Source organism: Pseudomonas sp. 2995-1 (assembly GCF_002742505.1).
GTDB classification, from domain to species: Bacteria; Pseudomonadota; Gammaproteobacteria; order Pseudomonadales; family Pseudomonadaceae; genus Aquipseudomonas; species Aquipseudomonas sivasensis.
In genome coordinates this window covers 580605-605060 of record NZ_LJSA01000377.1, presented here as the reverse complement: position 1 = coordinate 605060, position 24456 = coordinate 580605, and the positions used below count along the sequence as shown (strand labels likewise).

General features: G+C 60.2%; 22 protein-coding genes. 13 read left to right on the top strand and 9 right to left on the bottom strand.

Annotated features, from left to right (window positions below):
- Nucleotides 1-12 precede the first annotated feature (12 nt).
- Together AOA61_RS30905 and AOA61_RS19965 are read left to right on the top strand one after the other, a co-directional pair.
- On the top strand, nt 13-1062 hold the full coding sequence (locus AOA61_RS30905; RefSeq protein WP_122680968.1) for a fimbrial protein: 1050 nt from the start codon (nt 13-15) through the stop codon (nt 1060-1062).
- Complete coding sequence (locus AOA61_RS19965; protein WP_099602513.1) at nt 1059-1808, top strand: molecular chaperone; 750 nt, start codon at nt 1059-1061, stop codon at nt 1806-1808. The genes AOA61_RS30905 and AOA61_RS19965 overlap by 4 nt, the downstream gene beginning before the upstream one ends.
- A gap of 7 nt (nt 1809-1815) precedes the next feature.
- Here AOA61_RS19965 and rarD read toward each other — a convergent pair whose 3' ends face one another.
- The 3 genes from rarD to AOA61_RS19950 all read right to left on the bottom strand — a co-directional run bounded on the left by rarD (nt 1816) and on the right by AOA61_RS19950 (nt 4912).
- Nucleotides 1816-2697 carry an EamA family transporter RarD gene (gene rarD / locus AOA61_RS19960; protein ID WP_032885747.1) on the bottom strand — a complete coding sequence of 294 codons (882 nt, stop codon included), beginning with the start codon at nt 2695-2697 and terminating at the stop codon, nt 1816-1818.
- A 220-nt stretch (nt 2698-2917) separates the two neighbouring features.
- Nucleotides 2918-3928, bottom strand: coding sequence for an aldo/keto reductase (locus AOA61_RS19955; protein ID WP_099602512.1), 1011 nt, complete (start codon nt 3926-3928; stop codon nt 2918-2920).
- Nucleotides 3929-4009: 81 nt separating this feature from the next.
- The gene (locus AOA61_RS19950) at nt 4010-4912 is read right to left on the bottom strand and encodes a LysR family transcriptional regulator (protein WP_099602511.1); all 903 of its coding nucleotides are present in this window, start codon (nt 4910-4912) and stop codon (nt 4010-4012) included.
- Nucleotides 4913-5013: 101 nt separating this feature from the next.
- On the opposite strand from AOA61_RS19950, the gene AOA61_RS19945 reads away from it, so the two are divergent.
- The gene (locus AOA61_RS19945; RefSeq protein ID WP_099602510.1) at nt 5014-5718 is read left to right on the top strand and encodes an SDR family oxidoreductase; all 705 of its coding nucleotides are present in this window, start codon (nt 5014-5016) and stop codon (nt 5716-5718) included.
- 48 nt (nt 5719-5766) lie between these two features.
- Here AOA61_RS19945 and AOA61_RS19940 read toward each other — a convergent pair whose 3' ends face one another.
- Nucleotides 5767-7077 carry an MFS transporter gene (locus AOA61_RS19940; RefSeq protein ID WP_032885688.1) on the bottom strand — a complete coding sequence of 437 codons (1311 nt, stop codon included), beginning with the start codon at nt 7075-7077 and terminating at the stop codon, nt 5767-5769.
- A 161-nt stretch (nt 7078-7238) separates the two neighbouring features.
- On the opposite strand from AOA61_RS19940, the gene AOA61_RS19935 reads away from it, so the two are divergent.
- The 4 genes from AOA61_RS19935 to AOA61_RS19920 all read left to right on the top strand — a co-directional run bounded on the left by AOA61_RS19935 (nt 7239) and on the right by AOA61_RS19920 (nt 11276).
- Nucleotides 7239-8345, top strand: a complete 1107-nt coding sequence (locus tag AOA61_RS19935; protein WP_099602509.1) for a sugar diacid recognition domain-containing protein — start codon at nt 7239-7241, stop codon at nt 8343-8345.
- Nucleotides 8346-8436: 91 nt separating this feature from the next.
- Complete coding sequence (locus tag AOA61_RS19930; RefSeq protein ID WP_099602508.1) at nt 8437-9576, top strand: glycerate kinase; 1140 nt, start codon at nt 8437-8439, stop codon at nt 9574-9576.
- Between the two features lie 55 nt (nt 9577-9631).
- Entirely contained in the window at nt 9632-10702 is a 1071-nt protein-coding gene (locus AOA61_RS19925; RefSeq protein ID WP_099602507.1) for a DUF1176 domain-containing protein, read from the top strand.
- A 61-nt stretch (nt 10703-10763) separates the two neighbouring features.
- Nucleotides 10764-11276 (top strand): GNAT family N-acetyltransferase, encoded by a 513-nt coding sequence (locus tag AOA61_RS19920; protein ID WP_099602506.1) that lies wholly within the window; start codon nt 10764-10766, stop codon nt 11274-11276.
- On the opposite strand, the gene AOA61_RS19915 is transcribed toward AOA61_RS19920, so the two are convergent.
- Entirely contained in the window at nt 11273-11962 is a 690-nt protein-coding gene (locus AOA61_RS19915) for an aspartate/glutamate racemase family protein (protein WP_099602505.1), read from the bottom strand. The two genes, AOA61_RS19920 and AOA61_RS19915, sit on opposite strands and share 4 nt — an antisense overlap.
- A gap of 163 nt (nt 11963-12125) precedes the next feature.
- Here AOA61_RS19915 and AOA61_RS19910 point away from each other — a divergent pair, with 163 nt between their 5' ends.
- Both AOA61_RS19910 and AOA61_RS19905 read left to right on the top strand, forming a co-directional pair.
- Nucleotides 12126-12620: a hypothetical protein gene (locus AOA61_RS19910; RefSeq protein ID WP_032885682.1), complete on the top strand. Its 495-nt coding sequence runs from the start codon at nt 12126-12128 to the stop codon at nt 12618-12620.
- 122 nt (nt 12621-12742) lie between these two features.
- Complete coding sequence (locus tag AOA61_RS19905) at nt 12743-13414, top strand: DUF3313 domain-containing protein (protein WP_032885681.1); 672 nt, start codon at nt 12743-12745, stop codon at nt 13412-13414.
- Here AOA61_RS19905 and AOA61_RS19900 read toward each other — a convergent pair.
- The 4 genes from AOA61_RS19900 to AOA61_RS19880 form a co-directional block, all read right to left on the bottom strand.
- Complete coding sequence (locus AOA61_RS19900) at nt 13411-14394, bottom strand: DUF3829 domain-containing protein (protein WP_099602504.1); 984 nt, start codon at nt 14392-14394, stop codon at nt 13411-13413. The genes AOA61_RS19905 and AOA61_RS19900 overlap by 4 nt on opposite strands.
- Complete coding sequence (locus AOA61_RS19895) at nt 14391-15941, bottom strand: J domain-containing protein (RefSeq protein ID WP_099602503.1); 1551 nt, start codon at nt 15939-15941, stop codon at nt 14391-14393. Before AOA61_RS19895 ends, AOA61_RS19900 begins: the two co-directional genes overlap by 4 nt.
- A 116-nt stretch (nt 15942-16057) precedes the next feature.
- A complete protein-coding gene (locus AOA61_RS19890; RefSeq protein ID WP_099602502.1) occupies nt 16058-17458 on the bottom strand; it encodes a DUF1254 domain-containing protein in 1401 nt (466 codons plus the stop codon).
- A gap of 219 nt (nt 17459-17677) precedes the next feature.
- A complete protein-coding gene (locus AOA61_RS19880) occupies nt 17678-18043 on the bottom strand; it encodes a response regulator (RefSeq protein ID WP_032885677.1) in 366 nt (121 codons plus the stop codon).
- A 239-nt stretch (nt 18044-18282) separates the two neighbouring features.
- On the opposite strand from AOA61_RS19880, the gene AOA61_RS19875 reads away from it, so the two are divergent.
- Genes AOA61_RS19875 through AOA61_RS19860 form a run of 4 tightly spaced genes read left to right on the top strand, consistent with a single transcriptional unit; the run spans nt 18283 to nt 24394 of the window.
- Nucleotides 18283-21780: a response regulator gene (locus tag AOA61_RS19875; protein ID WP_099602632.1), complete on the top strand. Its 3498-nt coding sequence runs from the start codon at nt 18283-18285 to the stop codon at nt 21778-21780.
- Entirely contained in the window at nt 21781-22611 is an 831-nt protein-coding gene (locus tag AOA61_RS19870) for a protein-glutamate O-methyltransferase CheR (protein WP_177326419.1), read from the top strand.
- Nucleotides 22608-23207, top strand: coding sequence for a chemotaxis protein CheB (locus AOA61_RS19865; protein ID WP_099602501.1), 600 nt, complete (start codon nt 22608-22610; stop codon nt 23205-23207). Before AOA61_RS19870 ends, AOA61_RS19865 begins: the two co-directional genes overlap by 4 nt.
- The gene (locus tag AOA61_RS19860) at nt 23201-24394 is read left to right on the top strand and encodes a hybrid sensor histidine kinase/response regulator (protein WP_095184745.1); all 1194 of its coding nucleotides are present in this window, start codon (nt 23201-23203) and stop codon (nt 24392-24394) included. The genes AOA61_RS19865 and AOA61_RS19860 overlap by 7 nt, the downstream gene beginning before the upstream one ends.
- Nucleotides 24395-24456: the final 62 nt, after the last annotated feature.

Here is a 24456-nt window from a genome sequence, read left to right as displayed (position 1 = left end):
GAGGACTTTTGTATGAACTTATCTTGGCTTGCTGCCTCGACGTTGGGCGGCTGGATGCTAGCGATGCAAGCGCATGCTTTTTCAGGTGGGGATTGTTATCCGCAAGGGGCAACGGCGATCAACATTGCCCCCATCATCCCCCCGACCAACCCCCAGGTCGGGCAAGTGATCGGTTTGGCGGGAGGCTATCCCTTTAATGCACCGGCAAGTGTCATGCAGTGCCGTTACGACTTCTGGAGCGATTTCCACTGGGTAACTGCGACGATCAACGCGGTCAACTCCAGCTCCACTGGCAGGACATTCAACGCCAACGGTGTGTCCATGCCAGTGTTCGCCACAGGCGTGCCCGGGGTTGGGTTTGCAATGATGGCCCGCGACCCGAATCATGGCTTCGCCGCTGTCGGTCAATCGGCAGCATCACTGCTCAGGGTGAAGTATCCCAAGCCAGTTGTCTGGGGCCTGCAGGGACGGCTTTACCTGGTGGCCACGGGAGGGGCGATTTCTCCGGGGACTGTGCCCACACGCACTGTCGCGCATTACAGGGTGCAAAATACCAATACCTCAGCCCCTGGGTATCATCCGGTCAATATGCAGGCGCTGGTCATTAGCCCACCGCTAAAGCCGACATGCCGGGTTTCGACGCCCTCCATTGCGATGTCTTTGGGAAGCGTACCGGTTACGGCGTTCCGTGGCGTCGGCAGTCATGCCGGCAGCGTAACCCGCAATATCACGCTCTTGTGCGAAGGCGGCACCGGAGGCACGCGTGACGTGTTTATCACCGTCACTGACCATACCACCCGCTCGAATCGCAGCGATGTGCTGTCCCTGACCGCAAGTTCCCAGGCCAAGGGCGTGGCCCTGCAGTTGGTACGCGGCGGCAATATTCTGGTTCGTTACGGTGCGGATTCCTCAAGCGTGGGCAACCCTAATCAATGGCTGGTGGGGACGACGGGCAATGGCACGGTGCAAATTCCGCTGACTGCGCGCTATATCCAGACACAACAGACGATCGCGCCTGGCAGCGCAAATGGTGTGGCGACGTTCACGATGAGTTACCGATGAGCCGGACGTTCCTGCGACGGCTCAACGTGATAGGGCTGCTGATGGCGCTGCAGGCACCTCTGGTCCAAGGCGAAATCGTCATCGACCGTACCCGTGTGATCTATCCGGCTCAAGCCCGCGAAGTAACGGTCAACCTTACCAATGAAACGGATGGCCCGCGGCTGGTCCAGGTATGGATCGACGCCAACGATAGCGAGGCGTCACCTGAAAACAGTGATGTGCCATTCACTGTCACTCAACCGATTTTCCGCATGGAGGCCGGCAGTGGACGAGCGCTGCGCGTGCTCTATCAATCGTCTTCACACACGAACGAGGACCGGGAATCAGTGTATTGGCTCAACGTGCTTGCGATCAGGCCGACAGGCGAGCCCGCTGTGCAAAATAACCAAGTGAATCTGGCATTTCGTACGCGGGTTAAATTGTTCTTGCGGCCGAACCAACTAGGGGGGACGGCGGCAAGCTCGATTAATGACTTGAAATGGCAACTAGTTACCGGGGATGAGTCGACGCTACACGTGAATAACCCCGGCGATTACCACGTCACGCTGTCCGGCATCGTTGTGACACGCGAGGGCGTTGAATACCACAGCGAAGACCCGCCGATGATCGCACCACGATCCACCGCCGTCGTGACGATGCCAAGGCTGCCGCACGGCGCGGCGGGCAGCGCTACACTGCGCTTCACTACACTTGACGATCAAGGTGCAACCCAAACGCATTCGGCGCTGTTGGGCAATTCCAGGTGAAGACGGTTCAAGCCCTGCGCTGGCGTACCAGGTGCTTGAACCCTTCGAACACCAGCACCATGACTGCGATCCAAATCGGGATATAGGTCAGCCACTCGCCCGCCTTGATGCCTTCACCCAGCAGCAAGGCCACGAACAGCAAGAGCACCGGCTCGACATAACTGAGCAGCCCGAACAGGCTGAACGACAGTAATCGGCTGGCAATGATGTAGCTCACCAACGCAGAGGCGCTGATCAGACCCAGCATGGGAATCAATGCGTAAAGCTTTGGGTGCACATCCATGACCGCAAAACCTTGCTCGCCGCTTTGCACGAACCACCAAGCCACCGGCAGCATCAGCGCCATATCCAGCCAGAGCCCACCCAAGTTATCGGTCTTAAGGTATTTGCGCACGATGAAGTAAAGCGGATAGCCAATGATCACCACCAGGGTTGCCCACGAAAACCCACCGGCTTGGTACAACTCGTTGAGTACCCCAAGGCCGGCAAAGAACACTGCGATCTTTTGCAGATAGGACAGCTGCTCACCCCATACCAGCCGTCCGGTGAGCACCATGGTCAATGGCAGCAGAAAGTAACCCACCGAAACATCCAGGCTGCGCCCGTTCAGTGGTGCCCACATGAACAACCACAGCTGCACGCCCAGCAAGGCCGAAGACAACACGACGCCTGCGATCAATCGAGGCTTTGCCGCCAGAACCTGCAGCAATTCCCAAACACGCCGCCATTCGCCGCTGACGATCATGAACACCGTCATGCACGGCACAGTCAGCAGCATGCGCCAGCCGAAAATCTCCAGACCACTCAACGGCGTGAGCAACGATGTGAAGTAATACATCACGGCAAACAACACCGAGGCCGAGACCGATAACACAACACCTTTAGACACGCTGTCCTCGCGAAAACCGATTTGTACAAGAGAGGCGGGCATTATGGTGCTTGCGGCGTGAAACGGCTGCTCTGTTTTGGGGCGATTGGTGGGAAATTTTCTCACGCCATAAAATTTCTCCTATCCCGGTGGCGAGCGGGCTTGCCCGTGTTGGGCTGCGATGCAGCCCCGCAACCTCTTTCGGTCAACACCCGCTGCCGCTCGCCCCAACAGCACTCGACTACGAGCGAGCGACGCGCCCCGAGACATAGTGGCTAACATCATTGAACCCTGGGGTGGACGAGTGCCCCGATGTCACCAATGAATCGATAAACGCTTCATCCTCAGCCGTGATCTTCACGTCCAGCGCGCCGGTGTAAGCATCCCACTGGGCCTCGGTACGCGGTCCGACAATCGCCGAACTCACCGCTGAGTTGTTCAATACCCAGGCGATGGCAAACTCGACGATCCCCACACCACGTCCCTGGGTATATTGCTGAATTTGCTGGGCAATGCGCAGCGACTCCACGCGCCATTCGGTTTCCAGGATCCGTTTATCCTGGCGTGCGGCGCGGCTGCCCGGTTCTGGCGTGACATCCGGCGCGTATTTACCGCTGAGCACGCCTCGGGCCAGCGGGCTGTAAGGCACCACGCCCAGGCCATAGGCGGCAGCGGCGGTAATCTGCTCCGCTTCAGCCTGACGGTTGACGATGTTGTACAGCGGCTGGCTGATCACCGGCCTGTCCACGCCCAAACGCTCGGCCACGCGGATCACCTCGGCAATGCGCCAACCGCGGTAGTTGGATAAGCCCCAGTAGCGGATCTTGCCCTGGCGGATCAAGTCGCCAATCGCAGAAATCGTGACCTCCAGAGGGGTAGCGTGGTCTTCGCGGTGCAGGTAGTAGATGTCGAGGTAATCGGTGTCGAGTCGGGTCAGGCTGGCGTCGAGCGCATTGAAAATCCGTTTGCGACTCAAGCCACTGCGGTTGGGCAAACCGTCCGGTGGACCGAAACCGACTTTGCTCGCCACCACCCAATCCTGGCGGTGTCGGGCAATGGCTTCGCCGACGAGTTCCTCGGAGCGTCCGCCGGTGTATACGTCGGCCGTGTCGATAAAATTGATGCCCTGATCCCAGGCCTTATCGATGATGCGCAGCGAGTCCTCGGTATTGGTCTGCTCGCCAAACATCATGGTGCCCAGCGTCAAGGCGCTGACCTTCAAACCGGACTGGCCCAATGTGCGGTAAATCATGCAAAGCTCCTTGCGGCTGTGAGACGTCATCCATGCAATACCAGACTCAGAGGCTCTGGAACAAGCCCTGAGCGTGTTTCTTCATTCGCTCAGCAACGCATGGCAGCGCACTTGGAGAAACCGATGCAGCACTTTTACCCGCTCCGACACTTGCAGGCGGTGCGGGCACATCAGGTTGAATGGCGTCGGTTCGCCTTGCCAATCCGGCAACAAGTGCACCAGGCGGCCGGCCTTCAGATCCCGGGCGATATCCAGGTTGGCTTTATAGGCGATGCCGTGACCGGCCAAAGCCCAGCGCCGCACAATTTCACCGTCGTCGCTCAGGTAATCGCCTGTCACGTTGACTTCCTGCAGCTCGCTGCCCTGGCGAAAGAACCACGTACTGTTGGCGCGCCCCTGGCGCATGTACCGCAGTGTGTTGTGTTGCGCCAACTGCGCGGGCGTCGTGGGTGTGCCGTGACGCGCGAGGTACTCGGGGCTGGCACATGCAATGCGCTGGTGACCGGGCACGACAGGCAGTGCCACCAGACTGGAGTCACGGGGTACGCCGAAGCGCAGGGCGATATCGACGGTGTCGCGGAAAAGGTCAGCATTGCTGTCGTTGAGCAGCAATTGCAGACGGATATTCGGGTGTTCCGCCTTGAATTCGTCCAGCCAGCCCAAGACGACATTGCGTCCAAAATCCGACGGCGCGGCCAATTGCAGCAATCCGGTCAACCCCTGGCTGTGCTGCTTGAGGGCTTGTTCACCTTCGGCCAATGCGGCCAGGGCTTCGCGCACGCTGTCCAGGTAGCGCTTGCCTTCCTCGGTCAGGCGCATGCTGCGGGTAGAGCGCGCGAGCAGGCGAATGCCCAGCCGTGTTTCCAGACGCTTGAGGGCGATGCTGGCCGCAGCAGGCGTCAACCCCAGGCCGCGCGCGGCGGCGGACAAACTGCCCGTGTCGGCGGTGCGCACAAAAACTTCAAGGTCTAGGATTGAGCTCATTTGTAAAAATCCTTTAAAGATCTTGTCGTTTTACCGGGATTTTTCGTCGATTGCCAAGCTGGGAAGATGAACGCTCACTTTCTGACCCAGGACATCTCCCCATGACATCTTCCCTCAACGGTAAAACGGTCGTCGTGATCGGCGGCAGCAGTGGCATTGGCGCGGCGGTGGCCAAGGCCGCCGCTGCACGGGGTGCTCAGGTGGTGTTGGCGGGGCGGCGCCTATCGTCGGGCCGCGACAACGGCCTACGCAGCGAGCCAGTGGATGTCACCGACCCCGACTCCCTGCAACGTCTGTTCGAAACCGTTGGGCGTTTTGACCATCTGGTGTACACCTCCGGCCCCTCGGTGCGCGCCAAGACCTTGATCGAAACCGATCTGGACGAGGCCCAGGACAACTTCAACGTGAAACTCTGGGGCGCGTTGCGGGCGATCCAGCAGGCGCTGCCTTTCCTGGATGAGCGCGGGAGTATCAGTCTGACCTCCGGGCAACTGGGCCGTAAGTTGGCGCCGGGCCAGTTCATCAAAGTTGGTATCAACGCGGCCACTGAAGCCCTGGGCAAGCAGTTGGCAAAGGAGTTGGCGCCGCGACGCGTCAACGTGGTGAGTCCCGGTGTGATTGATACCCCGGCGTATGCAGGGTTGGCCGAGGACCAGCGCCTGGCGATGTTTGCCAAGGCTGGTGGCGCGTTGCCGGTGGGGCGCGTGGGGCAGGCAGAGGAAGTGGCGGCGGGGTATGTGCTGGCCATGGAAAATGGCTATATGACCGGTGCTGTCATTGATATCGACGGCGGCGGGCTGCTGTAAACGCGGACGAGATGTGGGAGGGGTTTGCCCCCTCCCACATGGACGCCGTCAAGCCTTGAGGGTGCGCGTCATCCGCAATGCCAACACACTACCGGCCACAATCACCGCCGCCAGTAGGTACAACGCAATATCGGTGGACCCCGTCGCATCCTTCACAAAGCCCACGATGTACGGGCTGAGAAAGCCCGCCATCTGGCCCATGGAGTTGATCAACGCCAAACCACCCGCCGCCGCGCCCGCGCTGAGCATCGCAGTCGGCACTGGCCAGAACATCGGCAGACCGGTGAGGGCACCCATGGTGGCGATCGTCAGGCCCAGAATCGCAATCGCTGGGGTCGTGGCGAAGTTCACCGCAATCACCAGACCAATCGCGCCCATCAACATGGGCACCACTAAGTGCCAGCGACGCTCTTTGCGCAAGTCTGCGGAGCGGCCCACCAGCAGCATAAAGACCGCCGCCAGCAAATACGGGATCGCACTGAGCCAGCCGATCACCAAGTTATCGCTGAACCCCAGGTTCTTGATGATCGACGGCAGCCAGAAGTTGATCGCGTACACACCACTCTGGATGCAAAAGTAGATCAGGCCGAATGCCCAGATCGCTGGGTTCTTGAACACTTCGGCGAGGGAATCCGTAGTGGTTTTCGGCTTGTTGGCCAGGTCCGTCGCCTGGTCGGCTTCCAGTACCGCACGCTCGTGGGGTTTGAGCCACTTGGCGTGGGCAAACGTGTCACTGAGCAGGAAGTAGGCGAGGGCGCCGAGGATTACGGTGGGGATGCCTTGCAGCAGAAACATCCACTGCCAACCCGCCAAACCGCCTTGGCCGGCGGCAAAGTGGTTGAGGATCCAGCCGGAGAACGGGCTGCCGAGTAAGCCGGACACCGGAATCGCCGACATGAACAGCGCCATGATCCGTCCACGTCGGAACGTTGGGAACCACTGCGACAGGTACAGCACCACACCAGGGAAGAAGCCGGCTTCGGCGGCGCCCGTGAACAGGCGCAAGGTGTAGAAATGCGTCGGCGTGGTGACGAACAGCAGGCACGTGGACAAGGTGCCCCACACGATCATCATCAACGCGATCCAGCGCCGTGGACCGAACTTGGTCAGCGCCAGGTTGCTCGGTACGCCGCACAGCACGTAGCCAATGAAGAAAATCCCGGCCCCCAGGCCGTACACGGTTTCACTGAATTTCAGCGCATCAAGCATCTGCAACTTGGCAAAGCCAACGTTGACCCGGTCAAGGTAGTTGAACAGATAGCAGATGAAAATGAAGGGGATCAGGCGCAGGGTAATGCGCTTGTAGATGGCGTTTTTATCGTCATCGGTGGCCAGTGTGGCAGCGGCGCTCTGTGACATGGCGTTCTCTCTTTATTATGATTTTTCGCGATGCGAGGGTAACGTTGATCGCTCAACGAGTCTCGGCCACGGGGCGGGGTGCTGTCTTTGTGCTCGCGCACAGTGATGGAAACTTTGCGCTGTGCCGATGAACAACCATGCTTTTTTAGGAATTTAGACTCATGTTCGAGTTGGATCATGACTTGGCACAGGACATCGTCGATCGGACCATGGCGATTTTGCCCTACAACGTCAATGTCATGGACAGCCAGGGCCTGATTCTCGGCAGTGGTGAGTCCGAGCGCATCAACACCCGCCATGAAGGTGCGCAACTGGTGCTGGCCAATGGTCGCGTGGTGGAAATCGACGGCCAGACCGCCAAACACCTCAAGGGCGTACAGCCGGGTATCAACCTGCCGCTGATGCACGATCAGCGTCTGATCGGCGTGCTGGGCATCACCGGCGAACCTGAACTGCTGCGCACCTACGCTGAACTGGTGCGTATGACCGCAGAAATGTTGGTCAGCCATCGCCATCAGCAAGCCGAGCAGCAATGGCGACGCCAACGTTGCGACGATCTATTGGCGTTGCTCCTCGCCGAAACTGGTGATTCGCCGCGCCTGGTCGACGAAGCTCAGCAACTGGGACTCAAGCCGCAGCTGGCGCGCACGCCGTACCTTTTCGAACTGGGGCCGGGCCAGTCGGCGGAGGCATTGAGCGCGTGGCTGACGTCGCGCTATCCGGACAGTTGGTGCGTCAGCTCGGCGCAGTTTTCGTTGTTATGGTGCCGGCCCGCGGCGGTGCAAGTGGATAATCCGCGCCTGCTGGAAAAGCTCGAAGGCCAAGGTTGGAATGTGCTGCGCGTAGCCGTCGGCGGGCAAGCGGAAGGACTGGCCGGGCTGCGCCGTTGCTATCGGCGCGTGGGTGACTTACTGGCCTACGGTCGCGATGTACTGCCGCACTCACGGCTGCTGACCCTCAACCGTTATCGCCTGCCGGTGATGCTCTGGCGCCATCGCAACGACGACGCCCTCGATGAACTGCTCAACCCCCTGCGCAAAGTGCTCGTCAAGGACAACAACGGCCAATTGCTGGCCACGCTGCGCAGTTGGTGCGAGCACGATGGCCAAAGCCAGGCCTGCGCCGACGCGCTGGGTATCCACCGCAACAGTCTGCGTTACCGCATGGAGCGCATCGCTGAACTCAGTGGTGTCGACCCGCTGACCTTGGACGGCATGCTCGCCCTGTACCTGGGCGTCCAGCTGTTGCCCCAGGCTTTGTCGGAATGAACAACAAACCTCACCCGCACTTGTGCATCGGACCGGCGTCATTCCCGGTGCCAACTGGCAGCATGGGCGTCATAAAAACCGGAGAAAGCCCATGAAAATCATCATCGCCCCCGACTCGTTCAAGGACAGCCTGAGTGCCGAAGGCGTTGCCCAGGCCATTGCCCAAGGCTTGGCTGAGGTCTGGCCGGACGCGCAGTTGATCCAGTGCCCGATGGCGGACGGCGGTGAAGGAACGGTGGACTCGGTACTCGCAGCCTGCAACGGCGAGCTGCGCCGCCAGGCGGTTCGCGGACCGTTGGGCGCGACGGTTGACGCGCGCTGGGGCTGGTTGGCCGACAGCCACACGGCGATCATCGAAATGGCCGAGGCCAGCGGCTTGCAATTGGTCCCACCAGGACAGCGAGATGCGTGTATCAGCAGCACTTACGGTACCGGCGAGCTGATCCGCGCCGCCCTGGATGCCGGCGCACAGCGCATCATCCTGGCAATTGGTGGCAGTGCCACCAACGATGGAGGCGCGGGGGCGATGCAGGCGCTTGGCGTGCACTTGTTTGATGCCCACTCCCAAGTGCTGGCGCCGGGCGGTTTGGCCTTAGCTGGCCTGGCCCATATCAGCCTTGAGCGGCTTGATCCGCGCCTGTCTGAGGTGCGCTTTGAAATCGCGGCCGACGTCAACAATCCCCTGTGTGGCCCCCACGGTGCCTCCGCCATTTTTGGCCCGCAGAAAGGTGCCAGTCCCGCACACGTCCAACAGCTGGACGCGGCCCTCAGCCACTTCGCCGATCACTGCGCCAAGGTCTTGCCCAAGGACGTGCGCGACGAACCCGGCAGCGGCGCCGCCGGCGGCCTGGGCTTCGCCGCCAAGGCCTTTCTCGGTGCACAGTTTCGAGCCGGCGTGGAAGTCGTCGCCGAATTGGTTGGCCTGGACGCCGTCGTACGCGACGCTGACCTGGTCATCACCGGCGAGGGCCGCTTCGACGCCCAGACCCTGCGCGGCAAAACCCCTTTTGGCGTCGCTCGTATCGCCCAGCAGCACGGCGTGCCCGTGATCGTCATCGCAGGCACCCTGGGCGACGGCTACGAGCAAATGTACGCCCACGGCGTCGACGCCGCCTTCGCCTTGCCGAACGGGCCGATGAGCCTGGAACAGGCGTGCAGTGAGGCCCCGCGCTTATTGCGTGAGCGGGCGGCGGACATTGCGCGGGTGTGGCGGGTGGCGGCTAAGCACTGACGCCACCTCCCGAACATGGGACAATCCGCGCCTTTTTTCGACACGGAGAGTCCCCATGCTGCGCCCCGCACTCCTGGCCTTGCTGTTGACCAGCACTGCCACCTTCGCTCAAACCAACACTGAAACCGTTCCCTTGCTCCGGGAAATCAAGAATTGGGTCACGGGTTGCGACAACCTGCGTAATTGCCATGCCCTCAGCGCACCCAGTGGCGTCGACGAGGAGGACTACAGCTCGCTGACTTTGCATATCTGGCATCAGGCCGGGCCTGAAGGTTACCTGCGTTTGCGCTTCGACCACCGCGGTGACGCGCTCGACCTGTCGACCCTGCTGTTGGACGGCCAGCCGCTGGGGCTGGAGTTGACGCAGGGTCTGCACGTTGAACTGGACGATCAGGGCGGTGATCCCGAGGTGCAGTCCTATGGCGTGATCGAGGAGGCAGTGGCGCGGCGTTGGTTGCAGCGTTTGCGTAATGGCCAGCGCCTGCAATTGCCGGGGGATGAACAGGCGCATGTGTCGCTGAGTGGGCTGAGCGCTTCACTGCTGTTGATGGATGCGGTGCAGGGGCGGGTGGATAACGTCACGGCCTTGGCCCGCCCAGGTAAGGGCGCGGCCAGCGCCGTGCCTGCACGTTTGCCCACACCGGTGCTGCGTAAATTCCCAGGAGCACCGATGTTGACTGCGCAGGAGCAGGCCGGTCTTATAGCGGCCGCGTTGCACACCGTCACGCCCGAGGACAACGGCACCGGCAGCGCACCCGAGGCGAACGCTGGTGCCCTCACCGCGCAGCAGGCGATGACCGTGGTGCGTTATGACTGCGCGGCCTACAACTGTGAATACGATGTGGTCAGCCGCCAGCGCCAGGCGCCGTATGCCGAAACCCCGATGCAGCTTGAGCCCTTGCCATTAGGGATCGAACCACTGCAAGGCTCTGTGGGATATGACGCAGCTAGTGGCACCTTGAGTTATTTCTACAAGCTCCGGGGAATTGGCGATTGTGGCGCGGGCGCCGTCTGGGTGTTCGACGGCAAGGGTTTCCAGCTCAGTGAATTGCTGTCCATGCCGCGCTGCACTGGGGTGGGTTACGGTGATTGGCCTGCGTTGTGGTCGACGGCGCCAGCGCCCTAGCCATCGGGCGGGCAGGGCCTCTACACTGGCTGGCCACGTGTCTTTCAAAGGATGAAACGCCATGCACACACCTGAACCCCATATCGTGATCCAGCGCTTTACCGAGGCCCATCTTGAGGGCGTCGCAGCGCTCTATAACGAACCGGCGGTGTGTCGACAGGTGCTGCAAATGCCTTACCAATCGGTGGAGGCCTGGCGCAACAAGCTGGTGATGGACAACGAGCGTCGGCTGCAACTGGTGGCGGTGCACGGCGGCGAGGTGATCGGCCAACTGGGCTTGGAACAGTACCTGCGCGTGCGCCAGGCCCATGTGGGTTCGTTCGGCATGGGCGTTGCGCCGGCCTGGCAGGGTAAGGGGGTGGGATCGCGTCTGTTGAAAGCTGCGCTGGACGTGGCTGACAACTGGATGAATCTTCACCGCGTGGAGTTAACGGTGTACGCCGACAACGAAGCCGCGCAACACCTGTACCGTAAATTCGGTTTCGAGGTGGAAGGTCTGCTGCGCGATTACGCCCTGCGTGACGGTGTGTTTGTCGACACCGTCAGCATGGCCCGTCTGCGCCAGCGGGGTTAACCCAGAGCAAACGCCACCGCAGCCTGCGCATGCAGCTCGGTGGTGTCCAGCAGCGGCAGGTCGCTGTGTTCGGGCTTGATCAACAGGCCTATTTCCGTGCAACCAAGAATGATTGCCTGGGCGCCACGGGCGGCCAGGGATTTGATAACCCGTTGATAGATCTGGCGTGAAGTGTCGCTGATCACGCCCACACACAACTCTTCGTAGATGATGCGGTGCACGTCCTTACGTTCATCCGTGTCCGGCACCAACACCGTCAGGCCGTGATCGGCCAGGCGGGACGTGAGAAAGTCCTGCTCCATGGTGAATGCGGTGCCCAACAAACCGACCGTCAGCGTGCCGGCCTCCACTGCGGCCAAACCGGCTGCATCGGCGATGTGCAGGAACGGAATCGACACGGCCGCCTCAATACGCGGCGCCACTTTATGCATGGTGTTGGTACACAGCACCACACACTCGGCGCCGCCAGCCTGCAGGCGGCGTGCAGCATCTTCGAGGATCTGCGCGGTGTCATCCCAACGCCCCGCATGCTGGGCCTGTTCCACTGGGCCGAAATCCACGCTGTACATCAACAGTTGCGCCGAGCGCAGCGGGCCCAGCTGGTCGCGCACGCGCTGGTTGATGATGCGGTAATACTCGGCGCTGGACTCCCAGCTCATGCCGCCGATAAGGCCGATGGTGCGCATGTGATGTTCCTGACAAGGGATGTGACTTCACCTTACCCACTGGCCAACCAATAGTCATACGCAGTTGCCAGCCAAATGACCGGTGCAGTTTTAAGGCGTACGGCGAACCGCCGCATCTGCCATGATCAGTCTTCGCAACCTGGCTCACCCAAGGAAATCCGCAATGGACGATGTACAACAACTGGGCGAGATGCTTCGTCATTACGCCGACAGCGAAGCCCACAAAAAACAGCAATTCGACGTACAGTCAGCCCGCTGGGCGCAAAAGCTCGGCGAGTTGTTCGGGCAGATTGAGCTGTGGCTGGAACCGGTCAAAACCGTCGGGCTGCTGGAAGTCAATCGTGAAGCCTATGTGGCCAGCGGCCCGAGCGTGCCGGTGGAGACGTCCACCTTCAAGACTGAGAAGCTCATTGTGCAGATCACCGGCAAAACCGTGGAGTTCGTGCCGGATGTGATGGGGGCGGGCGGTTCGATTTCCGTCGCGGTGATGGGCTTGACCGCAGCCCGCCATGGCAGCGTCTCGCTGGTGCTGGCGGCCGACAAGAACGACTGGCTGTGGAAGAAAACCAATGGCCTGAAAGACCCCGACACCTTCGGCTTCGACGCCAACTTCCTGGCTTCGCAATTACAAAGCCTGATCCCGCGCGATCGCGCTTGAGCCTTCAGCTTTAAGGCCAGTCGCAGGCCTGGCAAATGCCCGAGGCTAAATAGGGCGTATTCCCCAGGATTGGCTATACCTACAGCTCACTGTTTCGATGATGACCGCCAAGGAGTTCGATGATGAAACTAAGGCTAATGATCGGCGCGCTGTGTATCGCCACGCTGGGAATGACCGGTTGCGCCAGCAAGGTCACGCAACCGGATGAGTATTCGGGCTTTCTGTCCGACTACAGCCAACTCAAACAAGCCCAGTCGCCGTCGGGCGCCGTGGTGATGCGCTGGGTCGATCCCAAGCTGGACCTGAGCCGCTACAACGCGGCGTACATCGAACCGACTCAGTTCTACCCCAAACCCCACGCCACCGCGAAAATCCCCGAGAGCACCCTCAACGGTATCAACGCCTACTACAACCAAGCGCTCAAGCGTGAGCTGGCCAAGTCACTGCCCCTGGCCAGCGCGCCCGGCCCTGGCGTGATCGTGGTGCGCGCGGCAATCACCGCCGTCAGCAGCAAGACCGAGGGCCTGAAACCCTATGAATTCGTCCCGGTGGCCCTGGTGGCAGCGGCGGTGAGTACCGGTACCGGCATCCGTGACCAGGAAACCACTTTGGGGACCGAAGCGCAGTTCCTCGACGGGGCCACTGGCAAGGTGATCGCCCAGGTGGTGCGCAAAGGCACCGGCAAGCCGTTGGACAATGCTGCCCAGGTAATGAAGGCCGATGACGTCAAAAGCGTGATCGATGGCTGGGCGTCGGACCTGCATCAGTCCTATGTAAAGCTCAGAAACCACTAGAACGCATTCCTGGCCAGGCGGTTGTAATAGCTGAGCAGGGCGTCGTAGCGGCGGGTGACGCGGTAATAGTCGTCACTCAACTGCTGCGGCGCGGCGTGGCCCTGCCAGTCCTGATGCAGGGTGTTCAAGGCCTTGAGGTATTCATCGGCAGGCGCCTTGATGTTGTACCAGAGGTAAATCGCCTCATCGTCCAGCCTTCTGCTGGGCATGGCATTGAGAAAGACTCTGCTGTCCTCGGCGGCCTTGCGTACCCCCTCGGTCAAGTCAGCCACGCGCTGCGGGGCAAGGTTGGCGTCGCGCACGCCTTGCTCGATCTGGTTCACCGCCTGGCGCGCCGCGATCATGTAGTTGAGCAAGTGCCACTGCATGTCTCGGCCAAAGCGCGCTTCCAGCAACGCCAGTTGCGCGGGACGCACACTCAGGTCTTCATCCGCCAACTGTTGGCGCAGAGAAGTGGACGCTGCCAGGTATTTTTCGACGACCTGATCGTAGGCCAGCAGCAATTGCTTGCCAGCGGCCTCTGACGCTATTTCCTGCGTTGTCGGCGCCAGGCTGCGCGCCTGCACGCGAGTAACCCCATCGGCCAGTGCCGTGACGTTGTACAACGCTTGCGCGTAGGCACCGGCGGCGGCGAGCAAGTTGCTGTCGGGCGCCTGGCGTTCCAGTTTCACCGTGTACTGCTGCGAACATACCGACCGCTGGATAAGGTACGGCTCGGGCTCATTGCGGTCGCCATAGGTATCGAGGGTGGGCTTGTCGGGCTCCACTTCGGGAATGGGGTAATACGCGAGGCGCGTATCCCGGTCGACGCGGTTCACGCAATCAATGATCGGTGCCAGGGCACTGGCTCTGGCAGTGTAGGGACTGTCGCGCTGGTCCAGCCACAGTTGCACTTTTTGCAACGGTCTGGTGGCGCTGGCCACCCCGAGCAGGCCAAGGCCCAAGGCGATGCTTATGGGTAACAACCATTTTGGATTCATGGCTTGCCCTCCTGGCCGTACCACTGCACTTGGGTGGCGGGCGCCTGGCACTCAACCACGCTACGTGGCATGCGGCTGCACAGGCGTTCGGTCCACTGCTGCAGACCTTGGTTGCGGGTAACCAGGTGCTGGTTGTCGAGCATCTTCAGCCCGGCATAGAGCGCGACCGCGCCAACAAGACAAAGCGCGCCGCCCAGGACGGCCCAGCGTGGATGCCGGGCGGTCCACGGGGTGTGGTGATTCATGAATGGCCGCTTGATCAAACCCACCAGCGCCAGTGCGACCGCCAGGGTCAAACTGGCGAACGGGCTGAACACATAACCCAACGCTGCGGCCAGAATGAGACCCGGTACCAGGTCACGTATCGGCAGCAACGGCAAGTGGGTCGGGCTGAGCCAGCGGGGCAAGCGTTGGCTGAGCTGTTCATCCAGCACGCGGTAATGGTGGGCCAGCGGTCGCCAGGCCTGCCAGGCTATGCCCGCACACACCACGGCGCCGATCGACCACAGAATGCCCTGGCCCAGGGTCGGTATTACTTTGCCGGCCAAGGCTTCGGCCTTTACCAGCACACCCACCAGGCAACTGAGCACCAGCGCAACGATCCACGGCCAGCTGTCCATGGAGGCCTCCCAGCCCTGCCAGAAATACACCGTGCCACCGGGCATGCCTTCGGCAACGCTGACGTGGTCGGCATAAATATCGGCACTCAACGTCTTGCAGGCCTTCCAGTCGTCTTCGTCGAAGCGCTGGGCAAAGGCACGGCGCTGGCCAAGGCTCATGGGTGCCAGTAGCAAGCGCGCGGCACGCTGTTGCGGGCTGTCGGGCGGTTGTGCGGCCAATGCACGTTGGTGCGCCATAAAAGCAGGACCTTCTTGGCGCTTCAACATCTGCGCCCAGTCTCCAGCGGGGCACCCATGATCTGCGCCACCGTGCCAGTTTTGTCCGGCGCAAACCGCTTCGAATACAGTGCTCGACCAGTAATGATGGTTGGCAAGCAGTCTGGCCAACCATTCATTGAACCACTCGGCATGGGGATGATTGTTCACCCAGGCATGCGCGTTGGGTGTAGCGGCGTAGGCCGCCAGGAACGCAGCGTCGTCTTGCTGGCCAAGGGCTTGGTGCAAGGGGTTCTGCAGTTGGGTCCGTTGCTGGAACTCCAGGGTGCTGATTAACGCGCTGGGCAGTTCCAGGCGTTGCCAGGCAGTCAGCCAGTTGAAGGTTTCGAAGGCCCACCGGGTGTCTTCGGCATTCAGATCGCCTTCGATGCAGCGCTGTAACAGGTGGACTTCCAGCAACAGCGCGGTGCCATCGGCCATGGCCGCTTCGTAATGCTGAGCGAGGGTGTGGTCGGGCGTCTCGACCAGCACGTCATCAGCGACCTGCTCGTCCGGGTTCCACGCCAGTGCAGCCTCATAGGCTTCGCGCAGGCGCTGAAAGCCTTGCGGGTCATCGTCCGGGCGGGTCTGTTTTAGCAAGGCGGCGTATTGGCGCTTGATCGTACGGCTATCGGCATCCGGCGTCAGGCCGAGGACATTCCAGCAAGTCATGTGCGGTACAGCTCCCTAGACAATCGCAGGCGCCATGCCTGTTTTACGGCGTGATATTCCAACGGTATGGGGCAGGGCGCGCCCGGTCCAGCGCTGTTGCGACCGGGCGCGAGGTGTCACTTAAGCGGCGTCAGTGGCGGTAGCTTCCATTGACCGGAACCTACCTCAGGCTTGGGCAGGTAAATGCGCAGTACAGCGAAGAATGGGCCGGGTGGAGCCGGCAACCAGTTGCTCTGTTCGGCTTTCGGTGGCTCATGGTGCTGTAGCGCCAGGGTCACGCCGCCATCGGCGTCGCGCTTGAGATCAGGCAACATGTGCGAGTTGATCAGGTAGCGTTTCTTGTGGTTGGGCACCAGCAACTTGGTCTTTGCGTCGTACAGGGTCAGGGACCAGAACGCATCGGCCGGCGGCAGTTGGTCCTTGGCGAAATGCACGGTGTAACTGTGGCGCGCACCGTTGGCAGGCTTGCCTTCGCTGTCGACGACGTACTCGAGGTAAGCGGCCTCGTCACTGGAGTTGCCGAAGATCCCCAGGTCCGCACCGGCGTAGCGGTACAGGTAGTTGTTTTGCAGATGGTCGCGACTGCCGAACAAATCACCGCTGGGCACTTGATGCGTGTCGATCCTGTCTTTTTTGAACGCTGCAAATTCAGCGCGGGCATCGCTGATGCCATCTTCCAGGGCTTTGCGCTGCTCGGCGGTCAATTGGTTGAGCGTGAAGGGTGCGCCGGGGGCGATGCCGATCCTGGCAAAACGCGCGAGCAGCTCTTTTTCACTGTCCTGAGGGGCGGCGAAGGAGAGCATGAAGTTCAGGTAGCGGAACAACTGCGGGCCTTCGACCATGGTCGCCGTAGGCTTGGGCCATTCGACCTTCGGCGCCTTGGCCGGCGCGGCTTGTTTCACATAGCTGCTCAGGGACTGGACTTTGTAGCCGTTCTGGATCTGCTTGACCTTGTTCAGGTCTTTTTCATCGAACAGCTGCGTGCGGTACAGGGCGTAGGCGATGTTGCTTTCGCTGTACACCACGCGGTCAACGTCCACCGGCTGCTGACCTTTCCAGTCCGGGCCGGCGATCATGTAGTGGCCGCCGTTGTTGCCGGTGCTGCGGGTGCCCAGGTAGGCGAAGTTCTGTGTGTAAAGATCGATCAACTGCACCGAGTAGTAACGGTTGTCTTCGATCTTCGGCAACGTCAGCACCAGCGGTTCGCTGCGCAGGTCCATCCATACAAACGAGTAGGCCGTGTCGGGGCTCGGGGTCAAGGACGCCGTGTCTTTGGGCGTAAACACCTGGGCGGTGTTGCCTATCCGGTTGAACGGCGCCTTGAAGTTGGCACCGCCTTTATCAACTGCCTGGGTGTAAAGCGTCTTGTACATCTGCACGACCGGGTAGCCATACAGATACGCTTCCTTGGCGATAGCCCGCGCTTCGCTCGGGGTCGCGGTGAAATCGGCCAAGGCGCCGGTACTCATGAGTATCGAGAGGCTCGCCAACAGCAGGCGCGTCGGTTGTTTGATCATGTTGTTGCGTCTCTTAATGAGCAGGGGTGATGTCTTCCAGTTTTCAGCTTTTATCGACGTTGGCCTCGGTCGGCGCATACAGCCGTAAAAAGCTGAACCCGTGTTTGCCGGACGAAGTTTGCACCCAGTTGCGCTCGAAGTCTTTTGGCGCGTGCGTTGAGGGGCACGATCGCGCTAGCGTCCTATTGAATGAGTAACGGGGCAGGGCGGCGACGAGTGTCAAACGTGGGGCAGCATCGCTTTGACTTTGTCACGCAGTTGATCGATGGAAAACGGCTTGGCAATCACCTGCATGCCGTCAGGCACATCGATGTTTTCGGCATAGCCGCTGGCGAACAGGATGGGCAGGGAGGGGCGCAGCTCACGCACTTTGGTTGCCAGTTGCTTGCCGTCCATATCGGGCAAGCCAACGTCGGTCATCATCAGGTCAATCACCTGGTCAGTATCTTTAACCTGTTCCAAGGCCTTTTCAGCGTCGCCTGCTTCAAGCACCTTGAACTCCAACTCCTCAAGCACATCGACGATCAGCATGCGCACGATGGCGTCGTCTTCAACGACAAGGATGGTGGAGATGACTGTGGACATAATATGGAATTCCCAAAAAAGGCGAGGTTTACCGGCTGCCGTTCTGACAGGCCTCTTCCTTGAGTAAGCGCGGCCTGTAGACAAGTTCCCGCAAGCGGTAAAAACAATGCAATACAAAAGGCTAGGGAGAATAGCTTGTTCCGCTGTAGGAATCTGTACAAAACAGCTTTAGAAAAATGGTCTTGCCCGCCAGTTTGGGGCAAACTCCCGGTTTTTCCGTATTTGGCCAAGGCATGCCCATGACTCCTGCGTCGTCCGTCGATGAAAAGAGCTTTCGTAACCTCCTGAGCCGGAACGTGGCATTGCCCCTGGGTGTGGGTGTGCTGAGCGCCGTGTTTTTCGTCTGCCTGATTACCTATTTGCTAACGGTGATCAAGTGGGTTGAGCACACCGATCGGGTAATTAATAACCTTAACGAGTCGTCCAAGCTCACCGTGGACTTGGAAACCGGCATGCGTGGTTTCCTGATTACCGGCGACGAGCATTTCCTCGACCCATACGAAGTGGCTAAGCCGCGCATCATTGCCGACCTGCGCAATTTGCAGGAACTGGTGGCCGATAACCCGCAGCAGGTCGACCGCCTCAAACGCCTTGAGGCCATGCAGGACGAGTGGAATAAATACGCCCAGTCGATGATAGATATGCAGCGCCAAAGCGGTGATTACCGCGGCGCGGTCAAGGCTGGCCGCGGCAAGCGCCTCACCGATGAGATTCGCAAGGAGTACGACGATGCGGTGGCGATGGAGCAACAGCTTCGCCTCACTCGCAATGAGGACGTGACGCGCACCACGGTGATCAGTGTCACCTTGTACCTGGTATTCGTACTCGGTTTGAGTGGCTTTCTGGCGTATATCGGCCGGAAGAATTTACTTGCTCTATCACAAAGTTACGCCGCAACCCTCGCGTCTCAGCAGAAGATTGCACGGCGCCTCGAACAGCAGGCTTGGTTGCGCAACGGGCAAACCGAGCTGGCCGAACAAGTGCTGGGCCAACTGACCCTGAACATGCTGGGGCGCAATATCCTGCAATTTTTCGCTCAATACATGGGCTCGGCGGTTGCGGCGCTTTATGTACGCGAAGAGCACGGCGGCCTCAAGCGGGTCGCCACTTATGGCTTCTCCCGTGACCAGGAGCAACTGGAACAATCGATCTACAGTGACGAAGGCATCGTTGGGCAGGCTGCCCAGCTGGATCGCCTGATTCGCCTGGACGATGTGCCGGTGGACTACTTTAAAGTCAGTTCCGGCCTCGGCGAAGGCGCCACCCGCAGCGTGCTGGTGATGCCGACCAGCGATGATGACCGCGTCAACGGGGTAGTCGAACTCGGCTTCCTGCGCCCGCTGGAGGACCGTGACGTTGAGTTGCTGGAACTCATCGGCGGCAACATCGGCACCTCCATCGAAGCCGCGCGTTATCGTCAGCGTTTGCAGGAAGTGCTGGCCGAAACCCAGCAGCTCAACGAAGAGCTGCAAGTGCAGCAGGAAGAGCTCAAGACCGCCAACGAAGAGTTGGAAGAGCAGTCACGCATCCTCAAGGAATCCCAGGCCCACCTGGAGACCCAACAAGCAGAGCTGGAGCAGACTAACGAACAATTGGCCGAGCAGGCCCAGACCCTGGCCGAACAACGCGACGCCATGGACCGTAAGAACATCCAGCTCAATCAGGCTCAGGTAGAACTGGAAGACCGCGCCGAAGAGTTGCAGCGGTCCAGCAAGTACAAGTCCGAATTCCTCGCCAACATGTCCCACGAACTGCGCACGCCGCTGAACAGCTCGTTGATTCTGGCCAAATTGCTGGCGGAAAACCCCCAGGACAACCTCAGTGCCGAACAGGTCAAGTTCGCCGAATCGATCTATTCGGCCGGTAATGACCTGCTCAACCTGATCAACGACATCCTGGATATTTCCAAGGTGGAAGCCGGCAAACTGGAAGTGCGCCCGGAAAACTCCAGCGTGACGCGTCTTGTGGACGGTCTGCGCGGGATGTTCGAGCCGCTGGCCGCCGACCGCAAGTTGGGGTTCCAGGTGGAGATCCAGCCAGGTGCGCCGATCATGCTGTACACCGACCGCCAGCGCCTGGAGCAGATCCTCAAGAACCTGCTGTCTAACGCAGTCAAGTTCACTGAACAGGGCCAGGTCAGCCTGTCGGTATCAAGCGCATCGGAAGGGGGCATTGCCTTTACCGTGCGCGATTCCGGGATCGGCATTGCTCCGGACCAGCAGGAAAGCATCTTCGAAGCCTTCCGCCAGGCCGATGGCACCACCAACCGGCGTTACGGCGGCACCGGCCTGGGCCTGTCGATCTCCCGGGACCTGGCGGCCTTGCTGGGTGGCTACATCAGCGTAACCAGTGAACCGGGCAAGGGCAGCGTTTTCACGCTGGTATTGCCGGAGCATTACGTGGAGCGCGCCGAAGACGCGCCGCCGATCGAGCAGCCGCGCCAGGCCGTCGTAGTGCCGGCACCAACGCCGATCAAAGTGTCGCCGTTACCGGTGACCGACACTAAACTCATCCCGCGCTTTGCCGACGACCGCGACAAGGCACCGTTCACCACGCGCTGCATCCTGGTGGTAGAAGACGAGCCTAACTTCGCGCGCATCCTGTTCGACCTGGCCCACGAGCTGGGCTACCAATGCCTGGTCGCCCACGGTGCGGATGAGGGTTATAGCCTGGCCGAGGAATACATCCCCGATGCAATCCTGCTGGACATGCGCCTGCCGGACCATTCCGGGTTGACCGTGTTGCAACGCCTCAAGGAGCACGCCAGTACCCGACATATCCCGGTGCATGTGATATCCGTCGAAGACCGCGTCGAAGCTGCCATGCACATGGGCGCCATCGGGTATGCGGTGAAACCCACCACCCGCGAGGAGCTCAAGGACGTATTTGCGCGCCTGGAAGCCAAGCTGACCCAAAAGGTCAAGCGCGTATTGCTGGTGGAAGACGACGACCTGCAACGCGATAGCATTGCCCGCCTGATCGGCGACGATGACATCGAAATTACCGATGTCGGTTACGCCCAGGCCGCGTTGGAGCTGCTGCGCACCAACGTCTACGACTGCATGATCATCGACCTCAAGCTGCCTGACATGCTCGGCAACGAGCTGCTCAAGCGCATGGCCACCGAGGACATTTGCTCGTTCCCGCCAGTGATTGTCTACACCGGGCGTAACCTCACCCGTGATGAAGAGGCCGAGCTGCGCAAGTACTCGCGCTCAATCATCATCAAGGGCGCCCGTTCGCCGGAGCGCCTGCTGGACGAAGTCACACTCTTTCTGCACAAAGTCGAATCCCAGCTGTCCCATGACCGCCAGAAGATGCTCAAGACTGCCCGCAGCCGCGACAAGGTCTTCGAGGGGCGCAAGATCCTGTTGGTGGACGACGATGTGCGCAACATCTTCGCCCTCACCAGCGCCCTGGAGCATAAAGGTGCCGTGGTGGTGATCGGGCGTAACGGCCGTGAAGCCATCGAGAAACTCAATGAAGTCGACGATATCGACCTGGTGCTGATGGACGTGATGATGCCGGAGATGGACGGTTACGAAGCCACCGCCCTGATCCGCCAGGACCCGCGTTGGAAGAAGCTGCCGATTATTGCGGTGACGGCCAAGGCCATGAAGGACGATCAGGAGCGCTGCCTCGCGGCGGGTTCCAACGATTACTTGGCAAAGCCGATCGATCTGGACCGTCTGTTCTCACTGATTCGCGTATGGCTACCCAAGATGGAACGCATTTAAGTGGAGCACGTTTTTTTGGACAAGAGCAGCGACATTGAGCTGCGCCTGCTGATTGAGGCGATATACCTCAAGTACAGCTATGACTTTCGCGACTACTCGGGCGCGTCGGTCAAACGCCGTGTGGCTCACGCCCTGCGCCAGTTCGACTGCGCGACCATTTCGGCGTTGCAGGAACGGGTGCTGCATGATCCAGCGGCATTCATGCAATTGCTGCAATTTCTCACGATCCCGGTGAGCGAGATGTTTCGCGACCCGTCGCACTTCCTGGCGATCCGCCAGGAAGTCGTACCGCTGCTCAAAACCTATCCGTCGATCAAGATCTGGATCGCCGGCTGCAGCACAGGGGAGGAGGTGTACTCCATGGCGATCCTCCTGCGCGAAGAAGGGCTGCTGGAGCGCACGATCATCTATGCCACGGACATCAATCCTGCCTCGCTCGATAAAGCCAAGCAGGGCATCTTTTCCCTGGAGAACGTGCGCGCCTACACCGCCAACTATCAGCAGGCGGGTGGGCAGCGTTCATTTGCCGACTACTACACGGCGGCTTACGATTACGCGATCTTCGACAAGACGCTGCGCGAGAACGTGACCTTTGCTGATCACAGCCTGGCGACCGATAGCGTGTTCTCAGAAACTCAATTAATTTCATGCCGTAACGTACTGATTTATTTCAATAAAAAGTTGCAAGACAGGGCGTTTGGGTTGTTTCATGAGTCGCTGTGCCATCGCGGCTTCCTGGTGCTGGGCAGTAAGGAAACCCTGGATTTTTCTGCCTACAGCAAGCAGTTCGAAGCCTTGGTCAAGCAAGAGCGGATCTACCGGAAATCATGAACGACGCGCAAGCCAGCCCGATTCGCGGGATTGAAGCCATTGTCGTCGGCGCGTCTGCCGGCGGTGTGGAGGCGTTGCTGCATATTTTTGGCGAGCTGCCTGCGGGCTTTGGATTGCCGATCATTGCCGTGCTGCACCTGCCAGATGAGCGCCGCAGCCAGCTGGCCGAGGTATTTGCGCGGCGCTTGCGTATCCCGGTCCTTGAAGCTCGTGACAAAGAAATTATTGCAGCGGGCTCCCTGTATTTCGCCGGTCCCGGCTATCACCTGTCGGTGGAGCATGACCGCAGCCTGTCCCTGAGCCAGGAGGATCGCGTGCATCATTCCCGGCCCGCCATCGATTACCTGTTCGCGTCCGCCGCTGATGTCTATGGCAAAAACTTGCTGGCTATTCTGCTGACCGGCGCCAACCAGGACGGCGCGAAAGGGTTGGCCCATGTCAAGCGCTCGGGGGGGATCACCGTCGTGCAAGACCCCGCCGAGGCGCGTATTTCGGTGATGCCGCTAGCGGCCCTGGCCTTGCATACACCTGACCATATTCTCACGCTGAGCCAAATTGGCTCGTTGCTGGCTTTGCTGGAATCCTCCCCATGTTAAGTACCTTCCAGGCCAAACTGCTGATCGTCGACGATCTGCCGGAGAACCTGCTGGCTCTCGAAGCGCTGATCAAACGCGAGGATCGCCAGGTCTTCAAAGCGTTGAGCGCCGACGAGGCCTTGTCCCTGTTACTGGAACACGAATTCGCCATGGCGATTCTCGACGTGCAGATGCCCGGCATGAACGGTTTTGAATTGGCCGAACTGATGCGAGGCACCGAAAAAACCAAGAACATCCCGATCGTGTTCGTCAGTGCCGCCGGCCGCGAACTCAACTACGCCTTCAAGGGCTACGAGAGCGGCGCGGTGGACTTCCTGCATAAACCGCTGGATATCCACGCGGTGAAGAGCAAGGTCAATGTCTTCGTCGACTTGTACCGCCAAAGCAAGGCCATGAAGCAACAGGTTGAAGCGTTGGAGCGCAGCCGCCGCGAGCAGGAGCAGTTGCTGAACCGCCTGCAGGCCACCCAGGCCGAGTTGGAACAGGCTGTGCGCATGCGTGATGACTTTATGTCGATTGTCGCCCATGAGGTGCGTACGCCCCTTAACGGGCTGATCCTGGAGACACAGCTACGCAAGATGCACCTGGCACGGGATAACGCCGCCGCGTTCACCCTGGACAAGATGCACGCGATGGTTGACCGCGATGAGCGGCAGATCAAAAGCTTGATTCGCCTGATTGAAGACATGCTTGATGTGTCGCGCATTCGCACCGGCAAACTGTCGATCCGCCCCGCAAGGTTTGACCTCGCGCAACTGGTCAGCAACCTGGTGGAGAACTTCGCGCCACAAGTGGCAGCCGCCGACTCGTCGATGCAACTGGTTGTGCAAGGGCCCGTCGAAGGGAACTGGGATGAGTTCCGCATTGAGCAGGTAGTCACCAACCTGCTGACCAATGCCTTGCGCTACGGGGCCAAAAGCCCGGTGGAGGTGCAGGTATACAGCGAGCATGGCGAAGCTCGGGTCGAAGTGCGCGACCACGGTATCGGCATCAGTGCAGAGAACCAGAAGCGTATTTTCCAGCAGTTCGAGCGCGTGTCTGCCAGCCAAGTGGCGGCGGGTCTGGGCCTTGGGCTGTTTATTTCCGAGCAGATTGTTGCGGCCCATGGCGGCACCATCGAGGTCGAAAGCCAGATAGGCGAGGGCGCGCTGTTTCGGGTGTGTCTGCCCCTTGAAACGTCAGCGTGAAATCAATCGTCACTTCGACGCAACCTCTGCGTGACCCCATGGTCGTACTTGCAGCAATTGAC